This window comes from Chitinophaga nivalis, assembly GCF_025989125.1.
Lineage (GTDB): Bacteria > Bacteroidota > Bacteroidia > Chitinophagales > Chitinophagaceae > Chitinophaga > Chitinophaga nivalis.
Genome location: NZ_JAPDNR010000001.1, coordinates 8,010,292 through 8,037,270, shown reverse-complemented (window position 1 = coordinate 8,037,270; position 26,979 = coordinate 8,010,292). Strand labels below are relative to the sequence as shown.

Annotated in this window: 12 protein-coding genes; all 12 read left to right on the top strand. The window is 47.2% G+C overall.

Annotation, left to right across the window (positions count from 1 at the left end):
* Positions 1-201 precede the first annotated feature (201 nt).
* The 12 genes from OL444_RS29430 (at position 202) to OL444_RS29375 (ending at position 26,977) form a co-directional block, all read left to right on the top strand.
* Positions 202-3,846 carry a SusC/RagA family TonB-linked outer membrane protein gene (locus OL444_RS29430; protein WP_264727335.1) on the top strand — a complete coding sequence of 1,215 codons (3,645 nt, stop codon included), beginning with the start codon at positions 202-204 and terminating at the stop codon, positions 3,844-3,846.
* A 10-nt stretch (positions 3,847-3,856) separates the two neighbouring features.
* Entirely contained in the window at positions 3,857-5,344 is a 1,488-nt protein-coding gene (locus tag OL444_RS29425; RefSeq protein WP_264727337.1) for a RagB/SusD family nutrient uptake outer membrane protein, read from the top strand.
* A 38-nt stretch (positions 5,345-5,382) separates the two neighbouring features.
* On the top strand, positions 5,383-6,282 hold the full coding sequence (locus tag OL444_RS29420; RefSeq protein WP_264727339.1) for a zinc-binding metallopeptidase: 900 nt from the start codon (positions 5,383-5,385) through the stop codon (positions 6,280-6,282).
* Positions 6,283-6,316: 34 nt separating this feature from the next.
* Positions 6,317-7,615, top strand: a complete 1,299-nt coding sequence (locus OL444_RS29415; protein ID WP_264727341.1) for a DUF4302 domain-containing protein — start codon at positions 6,317-6,319, stop codon at positions 7,613-7,615.
* Between the two features lie 47 nt (positions 7,616-7,662).
* Positions 7,663-16,623, top strand: a complete 8,961-nt coding sequence (locus tag OL444_RS29410; protein ID WP_264727343.1) for a DUF8696 domain-containing protein — start codon at positions 7,663-7,665, stop codon at positions 16,621-16,623.
* Between the two features lie 170 nt (positions 16,624-16,793).
* Entirely contained in the window at positions 16,794-20,921 is a 4,128-nt protein-coding gene (locus OL444_RS29405) for a PKD domain-containing protein (RefSeq protein ID WP_264727345.1), read from the top strand.
* Positions 20,922-20,953: 32 nt separating this feature from the next.
* The gene (locus OL444_RS29400) at positions 20,954-21,958 is read left to right on the top strand and encodes a PorP/SprF family type IX secretion system membrane protein (RefSeq protein ID WP_264727347.1); all 1,005 of its coding nucleotides are present in this window, start codon (positions 20,954-20,956) and stop codon (positions 21,956-21,958) included.
* Positions 21,959-21,984: 26 nt separating this feature from the next.
* Complete coding sequence (locus OL444_RS29395) at positions 21,985-23,982, top strand: OmpA family protein (RefSeq protein WP_264727349.1); 1,998 nt, start codon at positions 21,985-21,987, stop codon at positions 23,980-23,982.
* Positions 23,983-24,016: 34 nt separating this feature from the next.
* Positions 24,017-25,048 carry a PorP/SprF family type IX secretion system membrane protein gene (locus OL444_RS29390; RefSeq protein WP_264727351.1) on the top strand — a complete coding sequence of 344 codons (1,032 nt, stop codon included), beginning with the start codon at positions 24,017-24,019 and terminating at the stop codon, positions 25,046-25,048.
* Between the two features lie 57 nt (positions 25,049-25,105).
* The gene (locus tag OL444_RS29385; protein ID WP_264727353.1) at positions 25,106-25,696 is read left to right on the top strand and encodes a collagen-like triple helix repeat-containing protein; all 591 of its coding nucleotides are present in this window, start codon (positions 25,106-25,108) and stop codon (positions 25,694-25,696) included.
* A 106-nt stretch (positions 25,697-25,802) separates the two neighbouring features.
* The gene (locus OL444_RS29380) at positions 25,803-26,366 is read left to right on the top strand and encodes an RNA polymerase sigma factor (protein WP_264727355.1); all 564 of its coding nucleotides are present in this window, start codon (positions 25,803-25,805) and stop codon (positions 26,364-26,366) included.
* 80 nt (positions 26,367-26,446) lie between these two features.
* Positions 26,447-26,977, top strand: a complete 531-nt coding sequence (locus tag OL444_RS29375) for a hypothetical protein (protein WP_264727357.1) — start codon at positions 26,447-26,449, stop codon at positions 26,975-26,977.
* Positions 26,978-26,979 lie beyond the last annotated feature (2 nt).

Below are 26,979 nucleotides of genomic sequence, written 5' to 3'. Positions count from 1 at the left end.
TTGTAGTTAGTAAATATCAACCGAACTAAATCACAACATGGAACATTATCAATCAATTTTTTCCGGATAGTCACCCCGGTATAGACATTTTATACTGATTAAAAATCCACTGCATGGCAGCAGGCGCTTTGTTGCCCGGTTTCGTCGGAAAGCCGGAATGGGATGCTATTGCCCGGAATGAAACCCACATAAAATCATTGTATGTTTAAAAAGGCCCATCCTTTTATATATCTTTTTATTATCCTGGTATCGGTGCTGCAGGTGCGGGCTCGTGGTGCCGGTATGCAGGATGCGCTTGACAAAAAAATTACTATCCAGCTAAAAAATGTGATCCTCAAAGATGCCCTGGAAAAAATCAGTAACCTGGCAGAAGTCTCTTTTGTATATGTAGGCAGCGATGTACTCGATGGCAATAAAGTAAGCATCAATGCACGCAACGAAAAAGTAGGAGATCTCCTGCATAAACTGCTGACGCCTTATTCTCTTTCCTTTAGTGTGTTATACGGCCGTATCGTGATTAAACATGATAATAGTGCTAAAACGGTTTCTCTAACGGAAACGAATATACTGAGACAGATAGTACTGCGGATTACCGATGCCCGTGGTGTAGTCATTAATGAAAAAGGAGAACCCGTTCCCGGCGTCATCATTATTGTGAAAGGCTCTTCCCGTGGTACCAGCACGGATGATAAAGGTGAGTTTGAAATGAAACGGGTACCCAATGACGCTACCCTGTTATTTAACTATAGCGGATACCGGGTGGAAGAAATAAAAATGGGAGAATTCAGAAGCGGTCCGCTGACAGTACTGCTGAGAGAAAAGCCTACCCGGCTGCAGGAAGTAGTGGTAACAGGTTTTCAACAAATTGAACGGGGAAAATTTACGGGTGCAGCCACCCGCCTGAAAAGTGAAGACGCAAAAATAAACGGTGTAACCGATGTAAGCCGCATGCTGGAAGGCAGGATTGCCGGTGTAGCGATACAAAACGTATCCGGTACTTTCGGCTCTGCCCCTAAAGTACGTATCCGTGGCGCTACTTCTATCAATGGCGATAATAAACCATTATGGGTAGTCGATGGCGTTATACTGGAAGATGTCGTAAATATTTCCAATGACCAGTTATCCAGCGGCGACCCGGCTACCTTGCTGGGATCGGCCATTGCCGGCCTTAATGCCAACGATATTGAGAGCTTCGATATATTGAAAGATGCCGCCGCTACTGCGCTGTATGGCGCCCGCGCCATGAACGGCGTAGTGGTGATCACTACCCGCAAAGGCCGGCCAGGAAAACCTGTCATCACCTATAACGGTAATTTCAGTACCCAGCTGAAACCTGCCTATGCCAACTTTAATATTATGAATTCCGGCCAGCAAATGTCGGTGCTGGCCGAACTGGAAAGAAAAGGTATTCTTACTTCCGATATCCTGTCTCAGGGAGATATCGGTGTTTTCGGGAAGTTGTATGAGCAGCTGGATGCAGATGGTAATGGCAACTTTCCGGTGGAGAATGATCCGGAACGGAAACGGGCATTTTTACTGCGTTATGCCAAAGCCAACACCGACTGGTTCAACCTCCTCTTCCGCAATAACTTTGTACAGGAACATTCCCTCAGCATCGCTTCCGGTACCGACCGTGCCCAGTCTTATTTCTCGGCCGGCTTCTTTAGTGATAACGGCTGGACACTGGCCGACAGGGTGACCCGTTATACCCTGAACTATCGCAACAACTATAGCTTTGGTAACCGCTTAACCGCGGGCTTCTCTGCATTGGCTTCTGTACGCCGCCAAAAAGCCCCCGGGGCCCTCACCCGTAGCAGCAACCCGGTAGAAGGGCGTTATGACCGCGATTTCGACATCAATCCGTTCAGCTATGCACTTAATACCAGCCGTACACTGACTGCTTATGATGAAGCAGGCAACCTGGAATATTTCCGCAGAAACTATGCACCGTTTAACATCCTGAATGAACTGCGGAATAACTACCTGGACCTGAATATGATGGATGTTCGCCTGCAGGGTGATCTGGCCTTCCGGCTTTCCCGGCATCTGCGCTATGAATTTATGGGCGCCATCCGCTATGTAAAATCGTCGCGCGAACACCAGATCACCGAAAACGCCAATATGGCCAATGCCTATCGGGCAGCAGGCAATGCTACCATTGCCCAGAACAATAAATTTCTGTACCGCGATCCGGATGATCCGGACGCTTTACCCGTGATTGTATTGCCTTCCGGTGGTTTCTATAACCGCACGGAAGATCAGCTGCTTAATTACGACTTCCGCAATAACCTCAACTATACCGACACCTTCGGTACCAAACATCATGTGAACGTCCTGATTGGTCAACAGGTAAAATATGCCGACCGTCAGAATGCTTCGAGCACAGGCTACGGCTACCAGTATGAAAACGGCGGCAATGCCCTGGTAGACTATCGTATCCTCAAACAAATGATTGAAAGTAATTTCCCGTATTACGGGATGGCACGCGACTATGACCGCTTTGCAGCCTTTTATGTGACCGGTACCTATGCCTACAACAATAAATACAACCTCACAGCTACCGCCCGTTACGATGGTTCCAACCGCCTGGGACAATCCCGTAAAGCGCGCTGGCTGCCTACCTGGACTCTGGCAGGTTCCTGGAACCTCGGCCAGGAAAATTTTGCACAACGGATGAATAACCTGGATTATCTCACCCTGCGTGCCAGCTACGGATTAACGGCGAGTATGGGACCAGCTACCAATTCCAACATCGTATACCAGGCCATCAATACCAAAAGACCACACCTGAGTGAAGTGGAGTCTGTCATCAGCCTCGCACACCTGCAAAATGATGAACTCACCTGGGAGAAATTATATACCACCAATATCGGATTGGATGGCGGCTTTTATAACGGCCGGCTCAACTTCAGCATTGATGCCTATTCCCGTAAAAGCTTCGACTTAATCAGCATTATTAAAACTTCCGGTATCGGAGGTGAAATGTATAAGGCAGCCAATTATGCCGACCTCAGTTCAAAAGGTGTAGAGATCATGATGAGCGGAGATATTGTCCGTAAAAAAGACTGGGGCTGGAGAACCAACCTGACCTTTGGCTACAGTGTCAATAAGATCACCTATGCGCGGAATATACCGGGCATTTTCGATCTGGTAGTGGCAGAAGGAGGCAGCAAGGAAGGATATCCCGTACGCGGCCTGTTTTCTTTGCAATACACAGGCCTGAACCCTAAAACCGGGGTGCCTTCTTTCATTAATGAACATGGTCAGAACAGTCCGGATGTATACCTGCAGGATCTGAATACGGCACATCTCGTATATGCGGGACCGGTAGATCCACCCGTAACCGGTGGTTTCTCCAACACATTCCGGTATAAATCTTTATCCCTGAATGTATTTTTTACCTATCAGTGGGGAAATAAAATCCGGTTATATCCGGCTTTTAAAACGTCTTATTCAGACCTGGATGCGATGCCTAAAGAGTTTTATGACCGTTGGGTGATGCCGGGCGATCAGCACCAGACCCATGTGCCTTCTATGCTCGATGCCTACGAGAAACTGCTGATCAAAGGTGCTTTTCCCTATAACAATTACAACTATTCAACAGAGCGGGTGGCAAAGGGAGATTTTATCCGTCTTAAAACCGTCTCACTTACCTATCAGCTGCCTGTGGCGCTGGTACAAAGGGCGGGTTTCAGTAGTGTGGCAGTGAGTGGTACCGCTATCAATCCCTGGCTGATTTGTGCGGATCCGAAACTGCAGGGCCAGGATCCGGAATTTTTTAACGCCGGCGGCGTGGCACAGCCCATACAGAAACAATTTACCATTTCAATTAAAGCAGGTATTTAAATAATCAGATATGATACTGTCATATATAACGCAAACCACTATACGAATATTTAAAATACTGTTGATTTTATCTGCAGGAATTTTCGTGTTATTGACAGGTGGTTGCAGGAAGTACCTGGAACAGCCGCCAGACAGTAGCTGGACGGATCTCAGCAGTCCTGCCAAAGTAGGGAAACTGTTGGGTACTGCCTATCCGCAGTCCAGCTATGTGGTGATGTGCGAATCCATGACGGACAATGTAACAGATAAAGGAGCAGGTGTGATAGACCGGCCTAATGAAGAAGCGTTCCTGTTTAAAGATATCACAGCCATTACCCAGGATTCTCCTGAAGCATACTGGGAAGCCTGCTATACGGCCATCGCTACCGCCAACCTGGCGCTGCAGGCCTGTAACCAGGCGCCCGATCCGAAAAACTACCGGGCGCAGAAAGGAGAAGCGCTGCTGGCAAGAGCCTATGCCCACTTTATGCTGGTAAACATATTTGCGCAGATCTATGATCCGGCCACCGCTGCTACCAATCCGGGTATCCCTTATGTGACCGTCCCGGAAACCGTAGTGATGAAACAATATGAGCGGAAAACAGTGGCCTATGTATATGACATGATAGAGAAAGATTTGCTGGAAGGTTTACCAATGATCAGCAATGATGCCTATAGCGTACCGCGATATCATTTCAACAGAAGTGCTGCCTATGCTTTTGCTACCCGGTTTTACCTCTTTAAGAAAGATTACAGCAAAGTACTGACCTATGCCAGCCATACTTTTTCCAACAATGATGTAGCCAGTAACATGCGGCAATGGAATACCGTATATGCCAGCCTGTCGCCGGCACGGGTGTTTGAGCTGTATGCCAGCGCAAAGGAAAATGCCAACCTGTTACTGGTAGAAACCAGCTCCCGGTTTGGCCGCTATGTGGGCCGCTACCGGTATGATATGGACTACATCACCCATGCACAGATATTTATGTACAACGTAACCGGTGGCGCCTGGTGCTATCCGCTTTATTACACCGGTTCACAGGACTATCTGGTACCTAAGCTGACAGAGTATTTCGTGAAATCTTCCGGCAACGGCACCATCGGCCAGCCCTATGTGATGTTACCCTTGTTCACTACAGAAGAAGTGCTGTTTAACCGAGCGGAAGCCAATGCGTGGCAACGGAATGTAAGTGAAGTGCTGGAAGATCTGAACCTGTTTGCCGCTAAACGGATCCGCAACTATGATCCTTCACAGCACACCATTACGCTGGGTCGTATCAAAGCATTTTATGGCATCAGTGATACCCGGTCGGCACTGATCCGAACCATCCTTGATTTCAAACGTGCAGAATATGTGCAGGAGGGGATGCGGTGGTTTGATCTGTTGCGGTATAAACTTCCCGTGGAACATCAGACCAAAGAAGGGCAGGTACTAACGCTCAATGCAGATGATTACCACCGGGTGTTTCAGATACCACAATCGGCTACAACGGCAGGAATAGCACTTAATCCAAGATAATAACAATGCATCGTCTCAACTAAAATAAAAATGCCAAGATGAAATATTTTTTACGCGTTATCACCTTATGCTTACTGGTAGCTTGCAGTAAACAGGACAACCTGGGGGATGTGGAAGATATTCCCGGATTGGGCGGCGATACCTGGGTAAAAGGTCCGCTGGATAAATGGTTGTATGACTCGCTCACCGTACCGTACAACATTGCCGTAAAATATAAATGGGACCAGTTTGAATTTGAACTGGACAAAACGTTGGTACCGCCTAAGGAATCGCAGGTAATACCCGTGATGAAGGCTGTGAAAAAAGTATGGATGGATACCTATATCGCTGCGGCCGGAGAGCTGTTTTTTAAGCGTTACTGCCCTAAGTTTTTTATCCTTTCCGGCAGCGCGAGCTGGAATGAGAACGGTACCATTACCCTGGGTACTGCAGAAGGCGGACGCAAAGTAGTGCTATACCTGGTGAATGATTTCCGCACCAAAGATATGGAAGGATACCAACCGGAAGATGCCGCCCGGGTGAAACAGGTATTCCGTGTCATCGAACATGAGTTTGCGCATATCCTGCACCAGCAAATCATGTATCCGGTCACTTTCCGTCAGATCAGTAAAGGATTATATACCGCCAACTGGAATAATATTTCCAATGCCAAAGCCAATCGCGATGGATTTGTAACAGCTTATGCCATGGCTTCCTATGATGAAGATTTTGCAGAGATGATTGCCACTATGCTGGTAGAAGGCCGGGATGGTTTTGATCGCATTGTAAACAGTATTCCGCCCGGATTCAGCGCAAATGGTATTTCCCAGGCGGAAGCAAGAAGTCGTTTGCGTGCAAAGGAAGCGCAGGTAGTCAGCTATTACCAGACAATCTGGCAAATGGATTTTTATCGCCTGCAGGCCCGTACCAGAAACGAAATAGTACGGTTACTCTATTAAATCCGGATGTGCTGCAAAGCAGAAAAATACAGGTATGAGAAAAACACTATTGTGCCTATTACTGATACTTATTGGTTTGTGTGCCTGTAAAAAGGAAACAGATCCGCTTTTCGGCATGTCGCCGGATGCACGTATCAATGATACACTCCAACATTATCAGCAGGTACTTACAGGTGCGGCTTATGGTTGGAAGGCACTGGTGTATCCTGCCGGTACGCCCGGCACTGTATTTAGTTTCTTCTTCCGTTTTTCCAATAACAACCGGGTGGAGATGCTGGCTGATATCACGGCTGCTGCCAGTTATAAAACTATGGAAAGCAGCTGGCGCCTGAAAGCACTGCAGCAACCCTGTTTGCTCTTTGATACCTATTCCTACCTGCATGTGCTGTGTGATCCGGACGGCAATGTGAGTGGCGGACAAAATGGAAAAGGCCTGGGATCGGATTTTGAATTTGCTATTAACGGCATGAAGGGAGATACCCTGTTACTGACCGGCCGCTTTAATGGCAGCAGGGCTATGCTGATAAAAGCCACCCAGCAGGAAGAAACCGCCTATTACAAACAAGGGGTTAACCGGGCACTGGATAGTGTCGTGAATATCCTGACCTATTTCCACCGGCTTAATACCGGCCGGCGGCAATACGACCTGCATGTAAACCGCCAGCTGCATCAGCTCACCTTTACCTGGATGAAAGAAGGCAACATGAAAAAGGTGACTACCGGTTACTACTATACGTTGTCGGGCATTGCACTTTCTCCTGCCTTTGAAGATAGTGCTGCTACGGTAATCAACAGTTTTGATGGCGTGAAATGGGAACACGATGCAGTGACCTTTAAGATCAGCGGAGAACAGGCGGCCATTACGGCTACACCCCGGCCGGTAGCAGTAGACCCCACTGCCCCGGCGAGATGGTACAGAGCGGCGGCAGATATTGGCCGGTACTGGGTTTCTTACAAGGGGTTTCATGTAAACGGTGTAGACGATGCTTTTAACATCTCCAGTCTGCCGGACTTTCTGGGCCTTTGTTACTGGCCGGAGATAGAAGGCCCTGGTACTGGTATCGACTGGCTCAGTTTCATTATCAAAACAACAGATGGTCCTGTGGCATTATACGGTCCCGGCTATACGCCGCCGGAGTTTACCCCTGATGGCAGAATCATTTTTAACGATGCCGGCATGTTCGGAAGGTTACCTCCCAACAGAAGGCCGGTAGATAAAACCCGCGCAAAGATGGCAGACAGTGAAGGCTTTTACCTCGTGCAAACAGGAGAGAAAAGCTATGATATGGTAAGTGCAGCCGATGCCCGGGTATGGATTACGTGGAAATTATAACCAACATAAACATTGTTTTATAGATCAATCAATTCAAATAACCTCATATGAGAAATTGTACGATTCGTTTTCTACGTAGAACGACATTACTTATGGGAGTATTGCTGATGCTGGTGTGCCGGCTTGCCGCGCAAACAGATATAAAAATCGGCACAGATACGACCGGTAATACGAATACGGGATATCCCTGTCCACTTCAGGACTATTTTGAAGGCAGCCGGGCGCAATACCTTTTCAGGGCGTCTGAACTAAGAGCTGCCGGTATGAACACAGGCGCCATAACGGCGATTAAATTCCTGGTTAAACGCCTGAATGGCGGAGGAATTATTGAACAGTACACGCTCAAAATCGGTACCACTACCGATGCTACCCTCAGTGACAACAGCTGGGTGGCGGGGAGTAATACTGTACTTGGACCGGTAGACTATCAGCCGGTTATAGGCCTGAATACCTTTACCTTTTCGACGCCGTTTTTCTGGAACGGCACCGATAACATCGTTGTGGAAGTATGTAACGGAGCTCCGGACTCCGATAACAATCTCACTTATACCTATAATCCGGAAGTTACTTTCACCCAAAACCTTTCGTTTAACGGATCGCATACCTATCGTGCAGATAACCTCAACTATGCCTGTGGTACTACCAGTACCACCAACAACGGGACCATGACCAGCCGTCCCAATCTGATCTTTAGCTGGGCGGCAGCTTCTGCCTGTACCGGTACACCGGTAGCAGGTACCGCTACTGCCAACCCTACTACGGTATGTATGGGGCAGACATTCAATGTAAGTCTCACCGGTTCCACGCTGGCTTCCGGTCTGGAATATCAATGGCAGATATCTACCAATAATACTACCTGGACAGACATCCCCAATCAGACGAGTGCGAAGCTGACAGCTACACAAACGGCTACTTCCTATTATCGTTGTAAGGTGACCTGTAAGAACGGCAATACATTTGCCTTCTCCAACAGTGTAGTGGTGAATTCGCCACTGGCCGTTTCCGGTACTTTCAGTATCAATAAGGCACAGCCTACAGGCGGCACCAACTTCGCCTCCTTTGGTGATGCCTATAACTACATGAAGTGCGGTATCAACGGACCCGTAATATTCAATGTAGTGGCCGGCAGCGGTCCCTATGTGGAACAACTGATTCTGAAACCGGTGCCGGGCGCTTCGGCAACCAATACCATTACCTTTAACGGTAACGGAGATACGCTGACTTATGCGCCGACATCTGCCAATAAAGCTATTATAAAACTAGATGATGCAGATTATTTTACTTTCAATAACCTGGTGATAAAAAGCCGTGCTACCGGCTCCGGTACCTATGGATGGGGCGTATTCCTGACAAATGATGCTGACAACAATACTATCAGCAATAGTACCTTTGTACTGGATACGACTACTTCTTCTACTGACCATGCCGGTATTGTGATCAGCAGCTCCGCTTCGTCTGCTACCACTACCGGAGATGCCAAATGTGATTTCAATACTTTCACCGGTAATACCATTGTCGGTGGCTACTATGGTATTGTGATGACAGGTAGCTCCAGTATGGCTAATGGTAATAATAAAATTACCAACAACAAGATCCTGGAATTTTATAGCTATGGTATTCATCTGCAGGGTTCCTTTAATACCCTGATCGAAAATAATATCATCAGCCGACCCCAGCGAAGCTATGTATCCAGCTTCTACGGTATCTATTTTACCGGGCTGAGTACCCGCGCAAATGTTACCCGTAACCGCATCAGTAATCCTTTTGGCGGTGCAGGCGGAAGTACCAGCAGCAGTTATGGTATTTACTTCTCCGGTACCGACGCTTTGTCGCAGCTGGAAAATAAAGTTACCAATAACCTGATCTATAATTTTACCGGTAAAGGAGATGTGTACGGTATCTATAATTCCAGTTCCGATAACGTGTGGTATTATCATAATACCGTTGCAGTCGATGGAAGTGGTTCAGCTACCGGTAGCTACGCTGCCCGTGGTTTTTATCAGACTTCCAAAGCAGAAGGACTGGAGTTTTTATTTAACCTGATCACGGTTAGTCGTACCGGTGCCGGTAATAAACATGCGGTTTATTTCGGTACCAATACAAGCGTGATCCACGCCAACAGGAATGACTATTTTGTAACTCCTGCAGCTACCAGCTATACTGGTTACGCCGGTGGTAATGCCGTGACTTTGCTGGACTGGCAGACCGCTTCTAAACAGGATACCAATGGCCTGGCAGTGAATCCTTTGTTTGCCAGTACGGGTAGTGGTAATTACCAGCCAACCAATGCTTCATTGGATAACAAGGCTTTACCGGGATATGGTATCACGGTAGACCTGAACAATACCACAAGAAATGCGACTACACCGGATATTGGCGCTATTGAATTTACGCCTGGTCCATGTACAACGCCGCCAACACCAGGTAACGCTAAAGTAAACCCTGCTACCGTATGTGTAAACAGGAAGGTAACGTTGACGCTGGCAGATAATTCCATCGGATTAGGACAAACCTACCAATGGCAAACTGCTGCTACCATCAGTGGACCTTATACTTCATTGGGCACACCGATGACGAATCCGGATACAGTGGTGCAGGCAACAGCTACCTTGTATTATCGCGTGGCAGTAACTTGTAGCGGTAATACGGCTTATTCAACGCCGGCATTACTTACTGTGTCACCGGCCTTCCCGGGTGGTACCTATACCATTAACAAGGGAGCGCCAGGCAGTGCTACCAACTTTGTTAGCTTCAATGCTGCCAAGGCTGCCATGGAATGTGGTATCAGCGGTCCTGTTATCTTCAATGTGGTATCCGGTTCCGGACCTTATGCGGAACAGTTGATACTGGATTCTATTGCCGGTACTTCTGCCGTAAACACCATTACCTTTAACGGTAACGGCAATACGATTAAATTCCAGCCGTCCGATAACCAGGAAAGAGCGGTTATCAAACTGCGTGGCGCAGACTATATTACTTTTGATAGTCTGACGATTGATGCTACCGGTGGTGATTACGGATATGGTGTGCACCTGCTGGCAAATGCCGATAGTAACACCATCAGCCGCAATAAAATTCTGACAGACCCTACAGAAGAGTATGGAGATTATGCAGGTGTTGTGATCAACGGGGCAGACGGAAGCACTACTTCCGGTACCAATAATCGCTGCGATGGTAACGTTGTCCGTAATAACAACATCAACGGTGGTATATACGGTATCGTGATTTATGGAGAATCTGCTACACCGGTAATCGGTAATAAAATAGTAGGAAATACCATCCGTGAATTCTACGAAAGTGGTATCCAGGCTACCTATACGATCTATACCCTGATCGATAAAAATACCATGTCGAGACCTACCCGTGTGAGCGAAAGCTACACACTCTATGGTATCCAGGTAGAAGATAAAGGAGAAGGCGTAGTAGTGAGTAATAACCGGGTACATCATATGTTTGATGGTAACCCGACTACCAGCAGTAGCTTCATCGGGATTAGTTTTAGTCTGGCAGATGCTACCAGTACCAATCCTGCCAAAGTTTTCAATAACGTGGTAACCGATATCCGTGGCGAAGGAACACAGTCCGGATTGCAGGCTTATTCTGCGGACTATGTGCATTTCTATCACAATACCATTGTACTGGATGACCAGCTGAATACTTCTCAGTATGACGAATCAATGGCGTTGAATATCGGTTCTTCCGGAGCCGGTATGAGAGTTTTCAACAACATCTTTGATGTACGCAGATCAGGAGGAGGCGCCAGAGTAGGTATTGAACTGCCTTATGGCGGCATCACGGGTCTGTCTTCTGACTACAATGATATTTATCTTAACAGTACTACCGGTGAAACCTTCTTCGGTCGTTCCAACATAGATTATCCTACGCATGCAGACTGGAAAGCAGGCATTAAAGCGGATAGTAACTCGCTGACTATTGCACCGGTATATGCAGATCCATCTGCTGGTAACTATGCACCTGTGATTTCTCCGCTGGACAACTCCGGCAAGGCAGGTACTGGTGTTACTATCGATATAGCAGGCGTAACAAGAAGTACCACTACACCGGATATGGGTGCCTGGGAAATCAATATCCCGCAGTGTACCAAACCGATTATTCCGGGTACAGCGGTGGTAGATCCTGTTACGGCTATTTGTATGGGTACGAAAATTAAACTGGATCTCACCGGTAACAGTAAAGGTGGCTTCCAGACTTATCAGTGGCAGCGTGCGACCAGTGCAACCGGTCCATGGGAAAATGCCAGTGATACCCTGTACGTAAGTGTATTTAATACAGAAATAGGGGTGGCTAATTATTATCGTTGCAGAATTGTTTGCGCCGGTACAGATACGGCCTATTCTGCTTTGGTGAAAGTGAACCTGAATCCGCCATTACTGGCAGGAACCTATACCATTAATCCTGCGCTGCCTGTAAGTGCAACCAACTTCCAGTCATTCAGCAGTGTTATCTCCAAACTGGAATGTGGTATCGCCGGTCCGGTTTTATTCCTGGCCAAAGCAGGTACCTACAATGAACAGCTGGTGATGCATCATATTCCGGGTAGTTCACGCATAAATACCGTGACTTTCCAGAGTGAAACCAACACCGCATCATCTGTAACATTGTCCAACACCGCTACCAGCGCTGCCAACTATGTATTGTCGCTGGACAGCGTGAAATATGTGAGCTGGAGAGCGATCACCTTTAAACCATTATCCACCAGATACGCAAGAGGCGTGGTGTTTAATAATAAAGCGGCTTTCGACAGCATCGTTAATTGTACGATTACCCTGCCAGTGAGTACTTCCGGCAGTAATAGTATAACAGGGGTGTTTGCAGACGCTTTTGAAGGTGACAGCAACGTGATAAGAGGTAATACCATTGTGAATGGTAGCTATGGCATTTCCTGGAAAGGAGACTATAACGTGGCAACACCATCTTTGGTAATTGATAGTAATACGATCAGTCAATCCAATGCAAGAGCCATTGATCTGGATTATGTTGGAAGGGCGAAAATCCGGAAAAACATCATCACACAGAATGCACCTGGTGCTTCCGGCGCCACTGGTATCTATGTGTATAATTCAGATTCCAGCTTTGTGATTAATGATAACAAGGTAAACATCAGTAATGCTACCTTGAAAGTGATGGGTATTTATGTGGGTAGCAGTAAAGCCCTGACAGGTGAACGCGCCCGTGTAAGCGGTAACCAGATTATAGCCAGAACAGGATTGACCAGTACGGTATATGGTATGGAACTGGATGACGTAGCACAGGCGACAGTGGTGAATAACATCATCAGTGTGAAAACTTCCGCTACCAGCGCTTATGGCTTGTATAGCACGAGCGGTACCAATATCGATTATTACAATAACAGTGTATTAAACAGTACGGTTTCTGCCACCGGTGAAAACTATGCCGGCGCCTTTAACCATAGTGGTACTTATGCTAATAACATCAAAATAAAGAATAACATTTTTGCCAACGACACTACTGGTCGTGCCTTGTATATTGCGGATCCGGCTTACCTGAAAAGCGATTACAATACACTGTATACCAAAGGTAGTGTACTGGTACAAAGAGGAGGATGGCCAGGTGCTGCCTATGCGAACCTGGAAGCCTATAAAAACGCGGCAGGACTGGACATCAGCTCCATTGTCTATAAACCCGCTTTCGTGGATGATAACGAACTGAAACCGGATGTAAACAATCCGCATGTTTGGGCTATCCATGGACGTGGTGTACAGGTACCGGAAAATGATAAAGACATCCTGGGTAATAACCGGCCTACGACTTTGACGGCTGGTGTACCGGATATGGGTGCCTATGAATTCCTGCCGGCGGTAACACCTCCTGCATTGCCGGCTATCCCGGCTGTTGCAGCGCCAGGCGTAACACAGGCCTTTATGTTTGGGTCTGATACCGTAACTAAAATTACCTGGATACCAGGCGCCGATATTCCTACAGATTTTGCTGTAAGACGTTATTCCGGTGTGAAACCACCGAATATTGCTACCGGTACCGACTATATGTATTTTTATACAGACGTGGATGTAACCCCATCCGGAAGCAGGTATAACTATAATATCCAGCAGTTCTATGTGGATTCCTGGCAAGGGTTTATCAAACGCCAGAAAGATATCAGACTGGCGCGTACGGATAGTACCAATACCTGGAAAGTAGATTCTTTAAGTACCGTAAATGATAGCAAGAATATCATTACCGACAGCACCCTGCATTATTTCGACAAGTTCACAGGGTTGAATGGTAGTGAGAAAACAGTACAGGTAATACAACCGGCAGATAGTTCCAACAGAGGAACCCGCTTCTGGGTAGGATATGGTTATCACCAGTTCTTCGAGCAGAGCAACGATCAGAACATGGTACTGTATCTCAACGCAGAGGATTCTTCCAACGTAACGGTACGTATCAATGGTACCGCATGGGAACGTACGTATCGTATCCCGGCGAATAAAACCATCACCACGGAAATCATCCCTAAATCAGGATTGAATGATGCCCGCCTGGTGGAAGAAGGTCTCTCTGACAAAGGTATCAGTATTGAAAGTGATGTGCCAATTGTGGCTTATGCACATATTTATGGCAGTGCCTCTTCCGGTGCTACCATGTTGTTGCCGGTAGGTACTTACGGATATGATTATTCTACGTTATCATCCCGTCAGAATTACGCCACAACCGGTACCTATTCCTGGTTCTATGTAATAGCCGACTATGATAATACAAAAGTAGAAATCACGCCATCGGTGCCTACATTGGCTGGTAAACCCGCTAATCAGACGTTTACCGTAACCCTGAATAAAGGGGATGTGTACCAGGTACTGGGTGCCATGATGGGTAGTTCCTCAGAAGGATATGACCTGTCCGGCAGCCGTGTGAAATCCATTCAGAATGAAGATGGTAAATGTTATCCGATGGCTGTATTCTCCGGTAGCAGCCGTACAGGCCTGGCTTGTGGCGGTGCTGCAGGTGGTAGCGGTGATAACTTTATCCAGCAGAACTTCCCATCACAGGCATGGGGTAAAAAATACCTGACTGCACCTACATCCAACAGTAGCAGTGCTACCTCGCTGATGACCAACATCTACCGTGTACTGGTGAAAGATGTGGCTACCGTTGTGAAACGGAATGGTGTGGCATTGACAGGTATTATCAATAACCGTTTCTATCAGTATGAAAGTGGTACCGCTGATTATATCGAAGCAGATCAGCCGGTAATGGTGGCGCAATACATGTCGTCTTCAGGAAGTTGTCCGAACACCGGTGGTGATGGCGACCCTGAAATGATCTATATCAGCCCGCTGGAACAGGGTATCAAAAAAGTAGGTTTATACCGTAACACGGTAGAATCTATCACGAGAAACTATCTCACCCTGATTATACCTACCGGTGGTGTGCCTTCGCTCAGAATCGACGGCAGCCCGACCGTAGATTATACTTATCCGCATCCTAACCTGGCCGGCTATACGGTAGTGGTGAAACGTTGGGCAGCAGCTGCTGCACAGTGTTCGGTAGTCAGTGATTCTGCCTTTACCGCTATTACCTATGGCCTTGGCAGTGTGGAAAGCTATGGTTATAATGCAGGTACGCTGGTGAAAAACCTGAATATCCTGCCTTCTTTCAACAACGTTTGGAATAACACAGGTAATAAAAATACCTATACCTGTGCTAAAACACCGTTCCAGTTCTCTATGCTGATTCCGGTGAAACCAACATCAATTACCTGGAAACTGAGTCAGGTTAGTAATCTGACACCTAATGCAGATGTAGTACAGCAAAATCCTGTACCTGCAGATTCACTGATCGCAAACGAACGGAAATACTATCGTTTTGTATTGCCGCAACAGTATGTATTCAGCAAACCAGGTAAATATTTTGTGCCTATTCTGCTTACCCACCCGGATATTGAAAGCTGCAGCAACAGCTTCGAAAGTATCCTGGAAATAAAGGTGATTCCTGCACCGGTGGTTAACTTCAACGTAGACTATACCGGTTGTGTGAATGATGTGGCTACTTTCAAAGGCCTGGCTACTACCAGCAATGGTGTAGGCATCAGCAGCTGGAAATGGGACTTCGCAGACACTACTTACGGTTATGCGAAAGATACCGTGAAACGATTCAAATATCCGGGTACCCGTCAGGTGAAACTGAGCATTGTAGCTGCAGAAGGTTGTATCGGTGATACTACCAAAGAAGTGGAAGTGTTCTCACCGGCAGTTGCTTTCCTGGTGAAAGACTCCATGACAGTGTGCAGTGGAACAGACGTAACCCTCGCCGTAAAAGATCCGGAAGCAGGCGTATTGTATAACTGGTATGACGCCCCTGTAGCAGGTAATCTGCTGCATACCGGCAACACCTATACGATTACCGCTATTGCCGCCAGTGGTACCTATTATCTGGAAACCGTTACCCACGGATGTCCGGGAGAAGTACGCCGCAAGGCCATTGTACATGTATTGCCGGTACTGGCAACCCCTGTGGCTAAAGTAGATAGCGTAGGCGTGAACACCATCCGTTTCAAATGGAATGCCATAGTCAATGCAACCGGCTATGAAGTGTCCCTGGATGGTGGTACTACCTGGAAAGTGCCGTCTTCCGGCAGCAACGGGCTGGTACACGTAGTGATTGGTCTGAAACCAGTACAAAGCATTACCCTGATTGTACGTGCCAAAGGATGTGAAGATAAAGTGTCCGAACCGGTAGAAGGTAAAACCTTACCGGATGGCGTATACATCCCGAATGCCTTTACACCTAACAATGATGGTAAAAATGATATACTGCTGGTATATGGCTATATCATCAAAGACCTGCACCTGGCCATTTTTGACCAATGGGGTGAAAAGGTTTTTGAAACCAACAGCCAGACTATCGGATGGGATGGTACCTATAAAGGAAAAGAACTGCCTTCCGGTGTCTACATCTATGTTGGTCATTTCACTTTAACGGATGGATCGAAAACAGAGAAGAAAGGTGTAGTGAACCTGATCCGTTAACAAGTAAAAATTATGGTATGAAACATAAAATCATATCAGTAGCTGCGATGTTGTATTGGCCTTGTGCCAATACAGCATCCCACAGCTACCCTGCAGGACATGGATCGTTCGTTCAACAGATAAGATGATCGTAAAACAATAACCATTTCAATGTCCAAAATTGAAACAAGATGTCAACCAAACTAACATATCACCCGGTCAGTCCACTGGTTAAAAGATGCTTTTTTGCCATAATTGTACTGATGTTGCAAGCCGTAGCCCTGCTTACAAATGCCCAGAATCTTTCCAATAAAGGAAAGGAATTCTGGGTGGGCTACGGGCACCATCAGTTTATGGAAATGGGGCAGTCCAACAGCCAGGAAATGATTCTGTACCTCAGTGCAGAATATCCGGCAACGGTTACTGTAAGTATTACAGGTACCACCTGGACCCGCACCTATAACGTTCCTGCCAACTCCGTGATAGCCACGGATCTCATTCCCAAGTCAGGCGGTATTGATGCGCGTTTATACTCATTGCCGCCCTCTTTCGGAGGAACCGGCGGAGAAGGTGTTTTTCAGAATAAATCCATCCATATTAAAAGCAATGTGCCAATTGTGGCCTATGCACATATTTATGGCAGTGCCTCTTCCGGTGCTACAATGCTGATGCCGGAAGAAACCTGGGGGTATTCCTATATTTCGGTGAACAGCCAGCAGTATTATGATAACAACTGCTACTCCTGGATGTTTGCCATTGCCAATCATGACAACACCGTGATTGAAATCACCCCATCTGTAACCAGCCGTAATGGCCGGCCAGCCGGTGTGCCTTTTACCGCTACCCTGAATAAAGGAGATATCTACCAGCTGGTGGGCGAATCATTGGGCAACAGCCAGGGACGGGAACTAACCGGAACTACTGTCAAGTCTATTGCCAACAGCAACGGAGAATGTTATCCAATAGCGGTATTTTCCGGCAGCAGCCGAACCTCTATCGCTTGTGGCAGTATGGGAGGAAGTGGAGATAACAACATTCAGCAGATCTTCCCGTTCCAGGCCTGGGGTAAACGTTACCTGACGGCGCCTACTTCTGAAAGCGGTACTGCCAGTAATCTGGAGAACAGCATTTTTAAAGTAGTGGTGAAAGATCCGACTACGGTAGTGAAAAAGAATGGTGTAGTACAGACCGGCCTGATTGCAAATTCCTACTATGAGTTTGTCAGCAATACCGCCGATTTTATAGAGGCCGATAAACCTGTACTGGTAGCGCAGTTTATGCCATCATCCGGTGCCTGCGGCAATGGCGGCAGTCTGGGTGATCCGGAAATGTTTTATCTCAGTCCCATCGAACAGGCGATTAAACGGGTAGGATTCTACCGGAATGTGCGGGAACAGATCAGCGTGAACTATCTTACGATGATCATACCTACCGCCGGCTTAAATTCCCTGCGGATCGACGGAAGCCCCACTTTTGATTATTCCTATGCGCATCCTAACCTCAACGGATATACGGTAGTGGTGAAAAGATGGGATGCTACGTCCGCACAATGTATTACTACCAGCGATTCTGCCTTTACCGCGATTACCTATGGATTAGGTAGCGTGGAAAGTTACGGCTACAATGCCGGTACGCTGATTAATAACCTGAATGCAGTAGGGGCTATTCACAATACTTACGACACTTCGAAATCAATCAATGACTTTACCTGTACACAAACACCGGTACAACTGTCCATATTAATGGCTTATCAGCCAACCAAAATGGTATGGAAGCTGAGTGCGCTGGGAACTGCCATTTCACCTAATGCAGACGTGGTGGTAAATGCACCGGTCAGCACAGGTACGGTATTGGTGAAAGGGATTACCTACTATAAATATACCTTACCGGGTACTTATCAGTTCAGTACTATCGGCGATTATGATATAACGGTATTCTCTACCCACCCCAGTATCGAAAACTGTAATAATACCGAGAAGGTAGGATTTACGGTGCCGGTAAGAGGTAAACCAAGAGCCGTGATGACTTACGCCTACACCGGTTGTACCCTTGATACCGTTTATTTTAAAGGAGATACCACGCTGAAAGAACCGAAAATAGACCGCTGGTTCTGGGAATATCCCGGAGCTGTGAAAGATAGCGGTATGCTGGTGAAAAAAATATTTGCGCCCGGCACACATGCCGTTAAACTCATGGTGATTTCAAAAGATGGCTGTCTGGGAGATACTGCGTTCTCTGTACAGGCGTTTCCGAAACCGGTAGCTGCTTTTACCACAGACCAGGCAGCTTTGTGTGAAGGAGGCACCTTGAAAATAACAGACAACTCTACCTACACGGGCACCGCGCCATTCAAAACATGGTACTGGGATTTTGGTAATGACTCGGTACTCACCGCTACCACGGGTGTGCCACAGAACATACCATACAAAGCCTATAAAACCTACACCCTCAAACATGTGGTGAAGGTAAGTGACCTTTGTATCAGCGATACGGCTACTAAAACAGTTACCGTATATGCGAAGCCGAAGCCGGCTTTCACCTATCCATCCGGTTGCTTGCCGGTAAGTGGGGTGGTACAGTTTACCAACAATTCCACAACACCGGATGTGCAGAATCTGGCAGTGCATAGCTGGGATTTTGGAGATGCGGGCGCTACCCCAGCCAATCCCAATACGTCCACACTGAAAGATCCTACGCATGCCTATACGAAATACGGTACCTACAATATTAAATATACCCTTACTACCGATAAGGGCTGTACGAAGGATACCACGATTACAGCCACCTTTAAACTGAAGCCGGAACTGGCTTATGGTGCGCTGACCGGTATATGTGTGAATACGCCCGGTACTGTGAAGGTGGATGCTGCCAGTGTATTAAACGGGGTATTGGGTAAAGGATATTATCGCGGCCCGGCAACTGACTCTACAGGTAATTTTACCCCTGCCACAGCTGGCGCAGGTACCCATACCATCTGGTACATCTTTAATACAGACAAAGGTTGTATTGATTCCATTTCCCGCACAGTAGTCGTATATCCGAAACCGGTAGCTGCCTTTGCTGCAACTACAGACGTCTGCCTGGGACAAATCGCCACCTTTACAGATCAATCTACACTGCCTGGTGGTACGATTACCAGCTGGAAGTGGGATCTGGGTAATGGCACGAAACCCACTAATAACAACAATACACCGTTTACGGTTACCTATCCGCAGGATACGACCTATCGGGTGAAACTGGTGACTGTGAGCGATCACAACTGTAGCAGCGATACCGCCTTTGCCAATGTGGTGGTGCATCCTTTACCGGTAGCAGATTTTACCCTGCCGGAGAAAGTATGTATGCCGGAAGGGAAAGCGGAATTCAAAAACCTGTCTACCGTAAAAGATAAATCACTCCTCACTTACCAGTGGAGTTTCGGAGAAGGTGGTGCCGGTGCAGTCACTACAGACCCGGTATACTATTACAAGGCCTATGGTCCTTTTGATGTGACCCTGAAAGTAACCAGTGCATTTGGTTGTACGAATACTGCCGTGAAAAAATTAACCGCCTTCTACGGTCAGCCGGTAGCTTCCTTCAAAGTATCTCCGGATACGCTTTGTCAGGGTACCGATAATGTGTTCACCGATCAAAGTACGGATGCAACAGGCACCATCAATAAATGGCAGTGGAATTTTGGTGATGGAACTACCTCTACAGATCGTTCTCCGGTAAAACGTTATACCGCTCCGGGAGAATATATGGTACAACTGCAGGTATCCAATCAGTCAGGTTGCGGCTCTTCTGCCTATAATCACAAGGTAGTGGTATACCTGCAACCGGTAATTGATGCAGGTCCTTCTTTTGTGGTAGCACAGGGTACTACCATTACTTTCAAGCCGGTGGTAAATGATGCAGTAAACCTGACCTTCCGTTGGGAACCCGCTGCAGACTTCCCTAACCCGGCTGTGCTGGCGCCTGTAATACAAGCCATGCACGATGCAAGCTATACCCTCACGGCTACCGGTAAACATAATTGTACTGCCAGTGATGGCCTCACCGTGAAAGTGCTGAAAGCAGTACAACCGCCAAATGCTTTTTCTCCGAATGGCGATAATATCAATGATACCTGGGTCATCAAAAATCTGAGCGACTACCCAGGCGCCACAATCGAAGTATTTAACCGGTACGGACAAAAAGTGTATTCTTCCAAAGGCTATGATGCAGCATGGGATGGTAGTTTCAAAGGCAGTCAGCTGCCAATGGCCACCTACTACTATGTGATCAGACTCAGTAATGGATTTGAACCACTGACAGGCTATGTAACTATTATCAGGTAACGTAAATCATTCACATAAAACACGGAACGTACATGAGAACTTTCATTGTATCATTATTCATATTAGTGGCCATAACGCTGGCGGGTAAACGGCTCATGGCACAGGCAGACCCTCACTTTTCGCAGTATTACGTATATCCGTCCTGGTTAAACCCTGCCCTTACCGGCGCCTTCGACGGAGATTACCGGGTAGCAGCCATTTATCGCACCCAGTGGGGAAATATCAGCCCGTTTAAGACATATGGTGTGGCAGCAGAAATACCCACCCAGAAAAATATCAATTTCGGCGCCAGCGTATTGAATCAGGCTGCCGGCGATGGAGGCTATAACTATACGACTGGTTATGCCAGTGCGGCCTATACCGGCGTAAAGCTGGACGCAGCCCATTATCACCGGTTAACGTTTGGCTTACAACTGGGATTTATTCAGCGCCGGTTCGATCCTTCCAAGCTCACCTTCGGTGAGCAATGGAACCCGGTGACGGGCTATAACCCCGGCACTCCGGTAACAGATATCCTGACACGTACTTCTGCCATCTCTTTTGATGCCGGCGCCGGTGCTTTGTACTACGATGCTACCCCTGGTAAAAACTATAATATCTATGGTGGTTTTTCCGTGATGCACCTGACCCGGCCACAGGATCAGTTCAGCGCCAAAGGGGATGCCCGTTTCCCGATGCGTTTTAATATTCATGGCGGCGTAAAACTAACGTTGTCGGATAAACTGAGTATTACTCCCAACTTCCTGTATATGATACAAGGCCCTGCACAGGAAAAAATGATCGGCGCCTATGGCCAGCTCAATGCTGCCAATGCCACTGATTTTCTGCTGGGTGTGAACTACCGGTATAAAGATGCGATTACCACGCATGCCGGTTTCATTTATAAAACCATGATGCTGGGTGTGAGCTACGATATCAATACCTCCGAGCTCAGCAAAATGGCGCGTGGCTCCAACAGCTTTGAAGTATCCCTGACATTCATCGGCCGCAGGAAGGTAAGAACACCGGAAGTGGAATTTGTTTGTCCTCGTTTGTAACCAAATTTTAACGCAACAGCTATCTCATGAAAAAAATATGCTTTACCGCAGCCGTGTTGTTATCAGGTATGATGTCTTATGCGCAGTATACCTACAACTACCTGAAAGCGGCAGATCAGTACTATAAAAACCAGGATTACAATTCTGCCATACAGTATTATGAAAAGTACCTGGGGTCGCGGAATAAAACCGTGAAAACGGATTCCTATAAACCCTATGCAGCTACCTCCGGCGCCAAAACAAAAGTGGTAGCAGTGAGCAGTGAACAACAGGCCGTATATAAGCTGGCGGAGAGCTACCGGAATCTGCATAACTATCAGAAAGCAGCGCCGAATTATGAAACGGTGATCGCATCAGATAAAGGCAGCTTTCCACTGGCAGGTTATTATTATGCTGTGTCTTTAAGAGCTTTGGCAAAATATGAGGAAGCAACCAAAGCTTTTCAGCAGTTCCTGGATCGGTATCCGGAGAATGATTTATTCAAAACTGCTGCTGGCAGGGAGTTGGAAAACCTGCGTTTTATCACCACACAGCTGGGCCGGAAAGATCTGGCACTGTATGATGTGCGTAAAGCGCCGGCAGCATTGAATACTACCGGCGCCAGCTATGCGCCGGTGTGGAATCCGAATGGTGCGTTGATCTTTACTTCCACCAGACCGGATAATGCAGCCTCAAAAAATCATACCTATGTGAACCGGCTATATACGGCTGATTATGCCAACGGACAGGCTAACAACATTAAACCATTTGACCTGGACCAACCTGCCTCCCTGCATCAGGGAGCAGTGAGCCTGTCGCCCAACGGAGAACTGTTGTTCCTCACCCGCTGGCATATCGATCATGGTAAAAAAACATCCGCCCTGTATGTGGCACATAAAAACGGAGATGGCTGGAGCAAACCCGTATTGCTCGATAGCCTGGTAAATACAGCCGGCAGCAATACGCAGCAGCCTTTTGTATTGCCCGATGGTAAACATCTCCTGTACAGCAGCGATAAGCCCGGTGGCCACGGTGGTTTTGACCTGTGGTCTGCGGTAATCGATGAAACAGGTAAACCCTTGGAAACCACCAATCTGGGTGAGGTAATCAATACTGCCGGCAATGAGCAGTCGCCTTTTTATCACGAAGCAACCAATACGCTGGTATTTTCGGCAGATAGCCGCACCGGTATGGGAGGCTATGATTTCTTTGCCAGCAAAGGCCGTATCGGTAGCTGGAAGGAACCCGTGAACATGGGATATCCGGTGAACTCCATTAAAGATGATATCTACTTTGCCAGCAGAAGCAATAACAAAAATATCCTCGACGAAGTATTGCTGGGAACAGACCGCGCTGCAGAATGTTGCCTGGAGCTGTTTTATGTACATAAAAACCGGCTGGCGAAACAGCTGAGTGGTACGGTAGTCGCCTGCGACGACAATACCCCGGTAGTAGGTGCAGAAGTACGTGTAGTGAATACTGTTAGTAACCAGGTGATCTATACGCATATGACGGGCGCCGACGGTAGCTACGCATTTACCGTAGACGAATTTTTGCCGCTGAAAGCAGAAGCCAATGCCACCGGCTACACGCCTGGTACCCAGCAAATCGCAGTACCGGCCGATGAAGACGCAGCTGGCCTGACAGCTCCTGTATTGTGCCTGACGAAGATTGTAACACCGGCGTCTCCGGAAATACTGGAGAACGTGTATTACGATTTCAACGAGGCAACGTTGCTGCCAGCTTCTTTTGTTTCATTGGATAAACTGGTACGGCTGCTGAATGAACATCCGGAAATGGAAATAGAACTGAGTGCGCACACCGATAGCAAAGGCTCCAAAAAGCTGAACCAACGTCTTTCCGAAGCACGTGCTAAAAGCTGTGTTGACTATCTCGTGGAAAAAGGTATTGCTGTTTCCAGGCTGACCTATAAAGGGTATGGTGCTTCACAACCGGTAGCGCCGAATACATTGCCGGATGGCAGCGATAACCCGGAGGGCAGACAGCAGAACAGAAGAACCGCTTTCACGGTGCTGAAAAAATAGCCAGTAAGAGGCTTTCATCCAAAATTTCTGAGTCATGAAAAAAATTGTGCTTACAGGATGGGTGGTGCTAATGGCACTTTGGACCCATGCGCAGCAGCAGCCACATTATACGCAGTATATTATGAATCCTTTTATTATCAATCCTGCTGTGGCGGGGATTGAAAACTACTGGGACCTGCGTTTGAGCCACAGACATCAGTGGGTGGGTATGAAAGGAGCGCCGGTAACTACTTACCTGACCCTGCATGGCCCGTTACGGAAATCTGAGTATGCTGCTGCCTCGCCAACCGGATTTGATCCACAGGGAGAAAACCCCCGCGGCAAAGCCTACTGGCGGGATTATACCACGCCGCCGCCACATCCGGGAGTAGGCCTTACTGTTTTAAACGACAGAACGGGCCCGCTGAACCGCTTTTCGATAACAGGCGCCTATGCACATCATATTAATCTTTCGCCCACTACCAGTATCAGTGCCGGTATTTCAGTAGGTATGCAACAGATTAGCCTGGATGCCAGTAAGGTGGAGTTTTTTGATCCGGCAGATCCGGTACTGGGTAGTTCCGGTGGTGTCCTCAACAAATGGCGGCCGGAAGTAAATGCAGGTCTGTGGCTGTATGGTGCAGACTATTTTGCCGGATTATCTGCGCAGAATATCATCCCGCAAAAGATCGGTTTTGATAATGGTAAGGTGATCGGCGATTCTGTACTGAAAGGAAAACTGATCCCGCATATCTTTTTTACAACGGGCTATCGGTTATGGATAAACGATGACCTGAATGTGATGCCTTCTGTGATGTTGAAGTTTATTACAGCCAAACCGCTGAGTGTGGATGTAAACGCCAAAATGATGTACCGCGACCGCTTCTGGGTAGGAGCGTCCTATCGGCTGAATGATGGAATAGCAGGCATGTTTGGAGTAAATATCAACTCCATGATTAATATCGGGTACTCCTATGATTATACCACATCATCCCTGAATACCGTCACGAAGGGATCACATGAGATCATGATAGGGTTCCTGCTGGGCAATAAATTTGGAGATACCTGCCCCCGTAATGTATGGTAGGCCGTTACGTATTCAATTGTCATAAATAAAAAAAACACTAAAATCTAAGCTGTCATTATGAAACAGATCACGCGCTTTTTGCCGCACGTATGCATGCTCGCTGTAGTATTATTTTTTGCTGCCTGTTCTAAAAAAGGCGACCAGGGTCCCGCTGGTTCACAAGGTCCTGCAGGACCTGCCGGGATTCCCGGTACAACCGGACCTAAAGGAGATTCCGGCGCACCCGGTACTTCCAATATTATTTATTCTGATTGGCTGGATGTACAATATGGCGTAGGGGAAGTATTGACAAGACCCAATGGCGACAAAGATACCATCAGCTATATAGCCGGTATTCAGGCGCCTAAAATTACAGCGGCATTGTTAGGGAAGTCTGTAGTAAATGTATACATCAACCTGGGCACTGCCGCCACTCCCCGTGTAGTGGTGCTGCCTTATACAGATGAATATGGTACGTTGATCCGTTTTGTAGCTACTACCCAGCTGATAGCCCTGGTAGCAACAGATCCGGTTGGTACCGTTAATACGGCAGATGGGAAAAGATTCCAGTACCGCTATGTAATAGTGCCAGGTACTGCTGCTGCACGCAGTAGTATTAACTGGACAGACTATACGCAGGTTAAAAAGTATCTCGGTTTGAACGATTGATAAATGAGGCTTTACTCAAAGCCACCAGCATAGAAATGCAGGGCTGCCTTCTCCAGGGTGGCCCCTTATCTAAACCTTCATTGCTTAAAATCTTTTTTTATAGTTTATGAACAAGTATAGTGATCTCACGGATCAGGAACTGATCCACTCATATATAGCAGGTAATAACCTGGCTTTTACGACCCTGGTGCATCGCCATAAAAGCAGGCTCTTTACAACCATTGTTTTGCTTGTGAGAGACCGTGCGCTGGCAGAGGATATATTTCAGGAGGTATTTATTAAAATCGTAAATGCCCTGCAATCCGGCCAGTATACAGATAACAGCCGTTTCCTCGCCTGGGCGGTACGCATTGCGCACAACTGCTGCATCAGCCATTTCAGGAAAGTAAACAGCTGGTCTAAAGTAGTGGTGGAATACCATGATGAAATCGGAGACAGCATGGCGCACATGGAACATAGTGCGGAACATCATCTTATCACCCAGGAAATCAACCAGGAAATAGGGGAGATGCTCAACCAGCTACCGAAATTGCAACGGGAGGCATTGATTCTACGTTATTATGCAGACCTCAGTTATAAAGAAATAGCACAAACGGTGGGCATTAGTATTAATACGGCATTAGGCAGGGTTAGATATGCGCTGATGAACCTGCGTAAACAGGTAGTCTAGGGAATGTACACGCGATTCCGCCTGGTACTGCAGCTCCTGGTTGTCATATTTATTCCCGTTGTTTTGTAACTTTAACGGTAATGAATACACGTTGTAAGTTATATGCCGGATTATTATTTATTGCAGGACTGTTTGGAAATTACCCGGTGAAAGCCCAACATGGTAAAGGATTTCAATCATTTAACCGGTATGGGGCAGGTGTGCAGAAAAGTGCATATATCGATGTAGGTTGGTTAGCATACAGTTATACCCCCAGCCGTCACAAAGGCCGTTATTACGATATATCGGCCGGCACCGAAGCTATTATCAGCAAATATTTCCTGGTTGCGCCTAAGTTAAGTATGGATGCGGCAATAATGCCCGTGTTCGGGGGAAAGTCTTTTTACCCGGGCTTCGGGATGGATTTTTCTGTACCTACCAATTTCCGGGAGTGCGATTACCTGCTTACCCCTAAGGCAGGTATCGCCCTGGCATATGGTTTATTACGCTTGTATTACGGTTACAACTTCGTAATCGGAAAACAGCATTTTACCCAGGTAGGTGCCCATAAAATTTCTTTTGAAGTAAATCTGTCTTCTTTACAGGGAGAGAAACTGCAGATAGTGCATTAAGC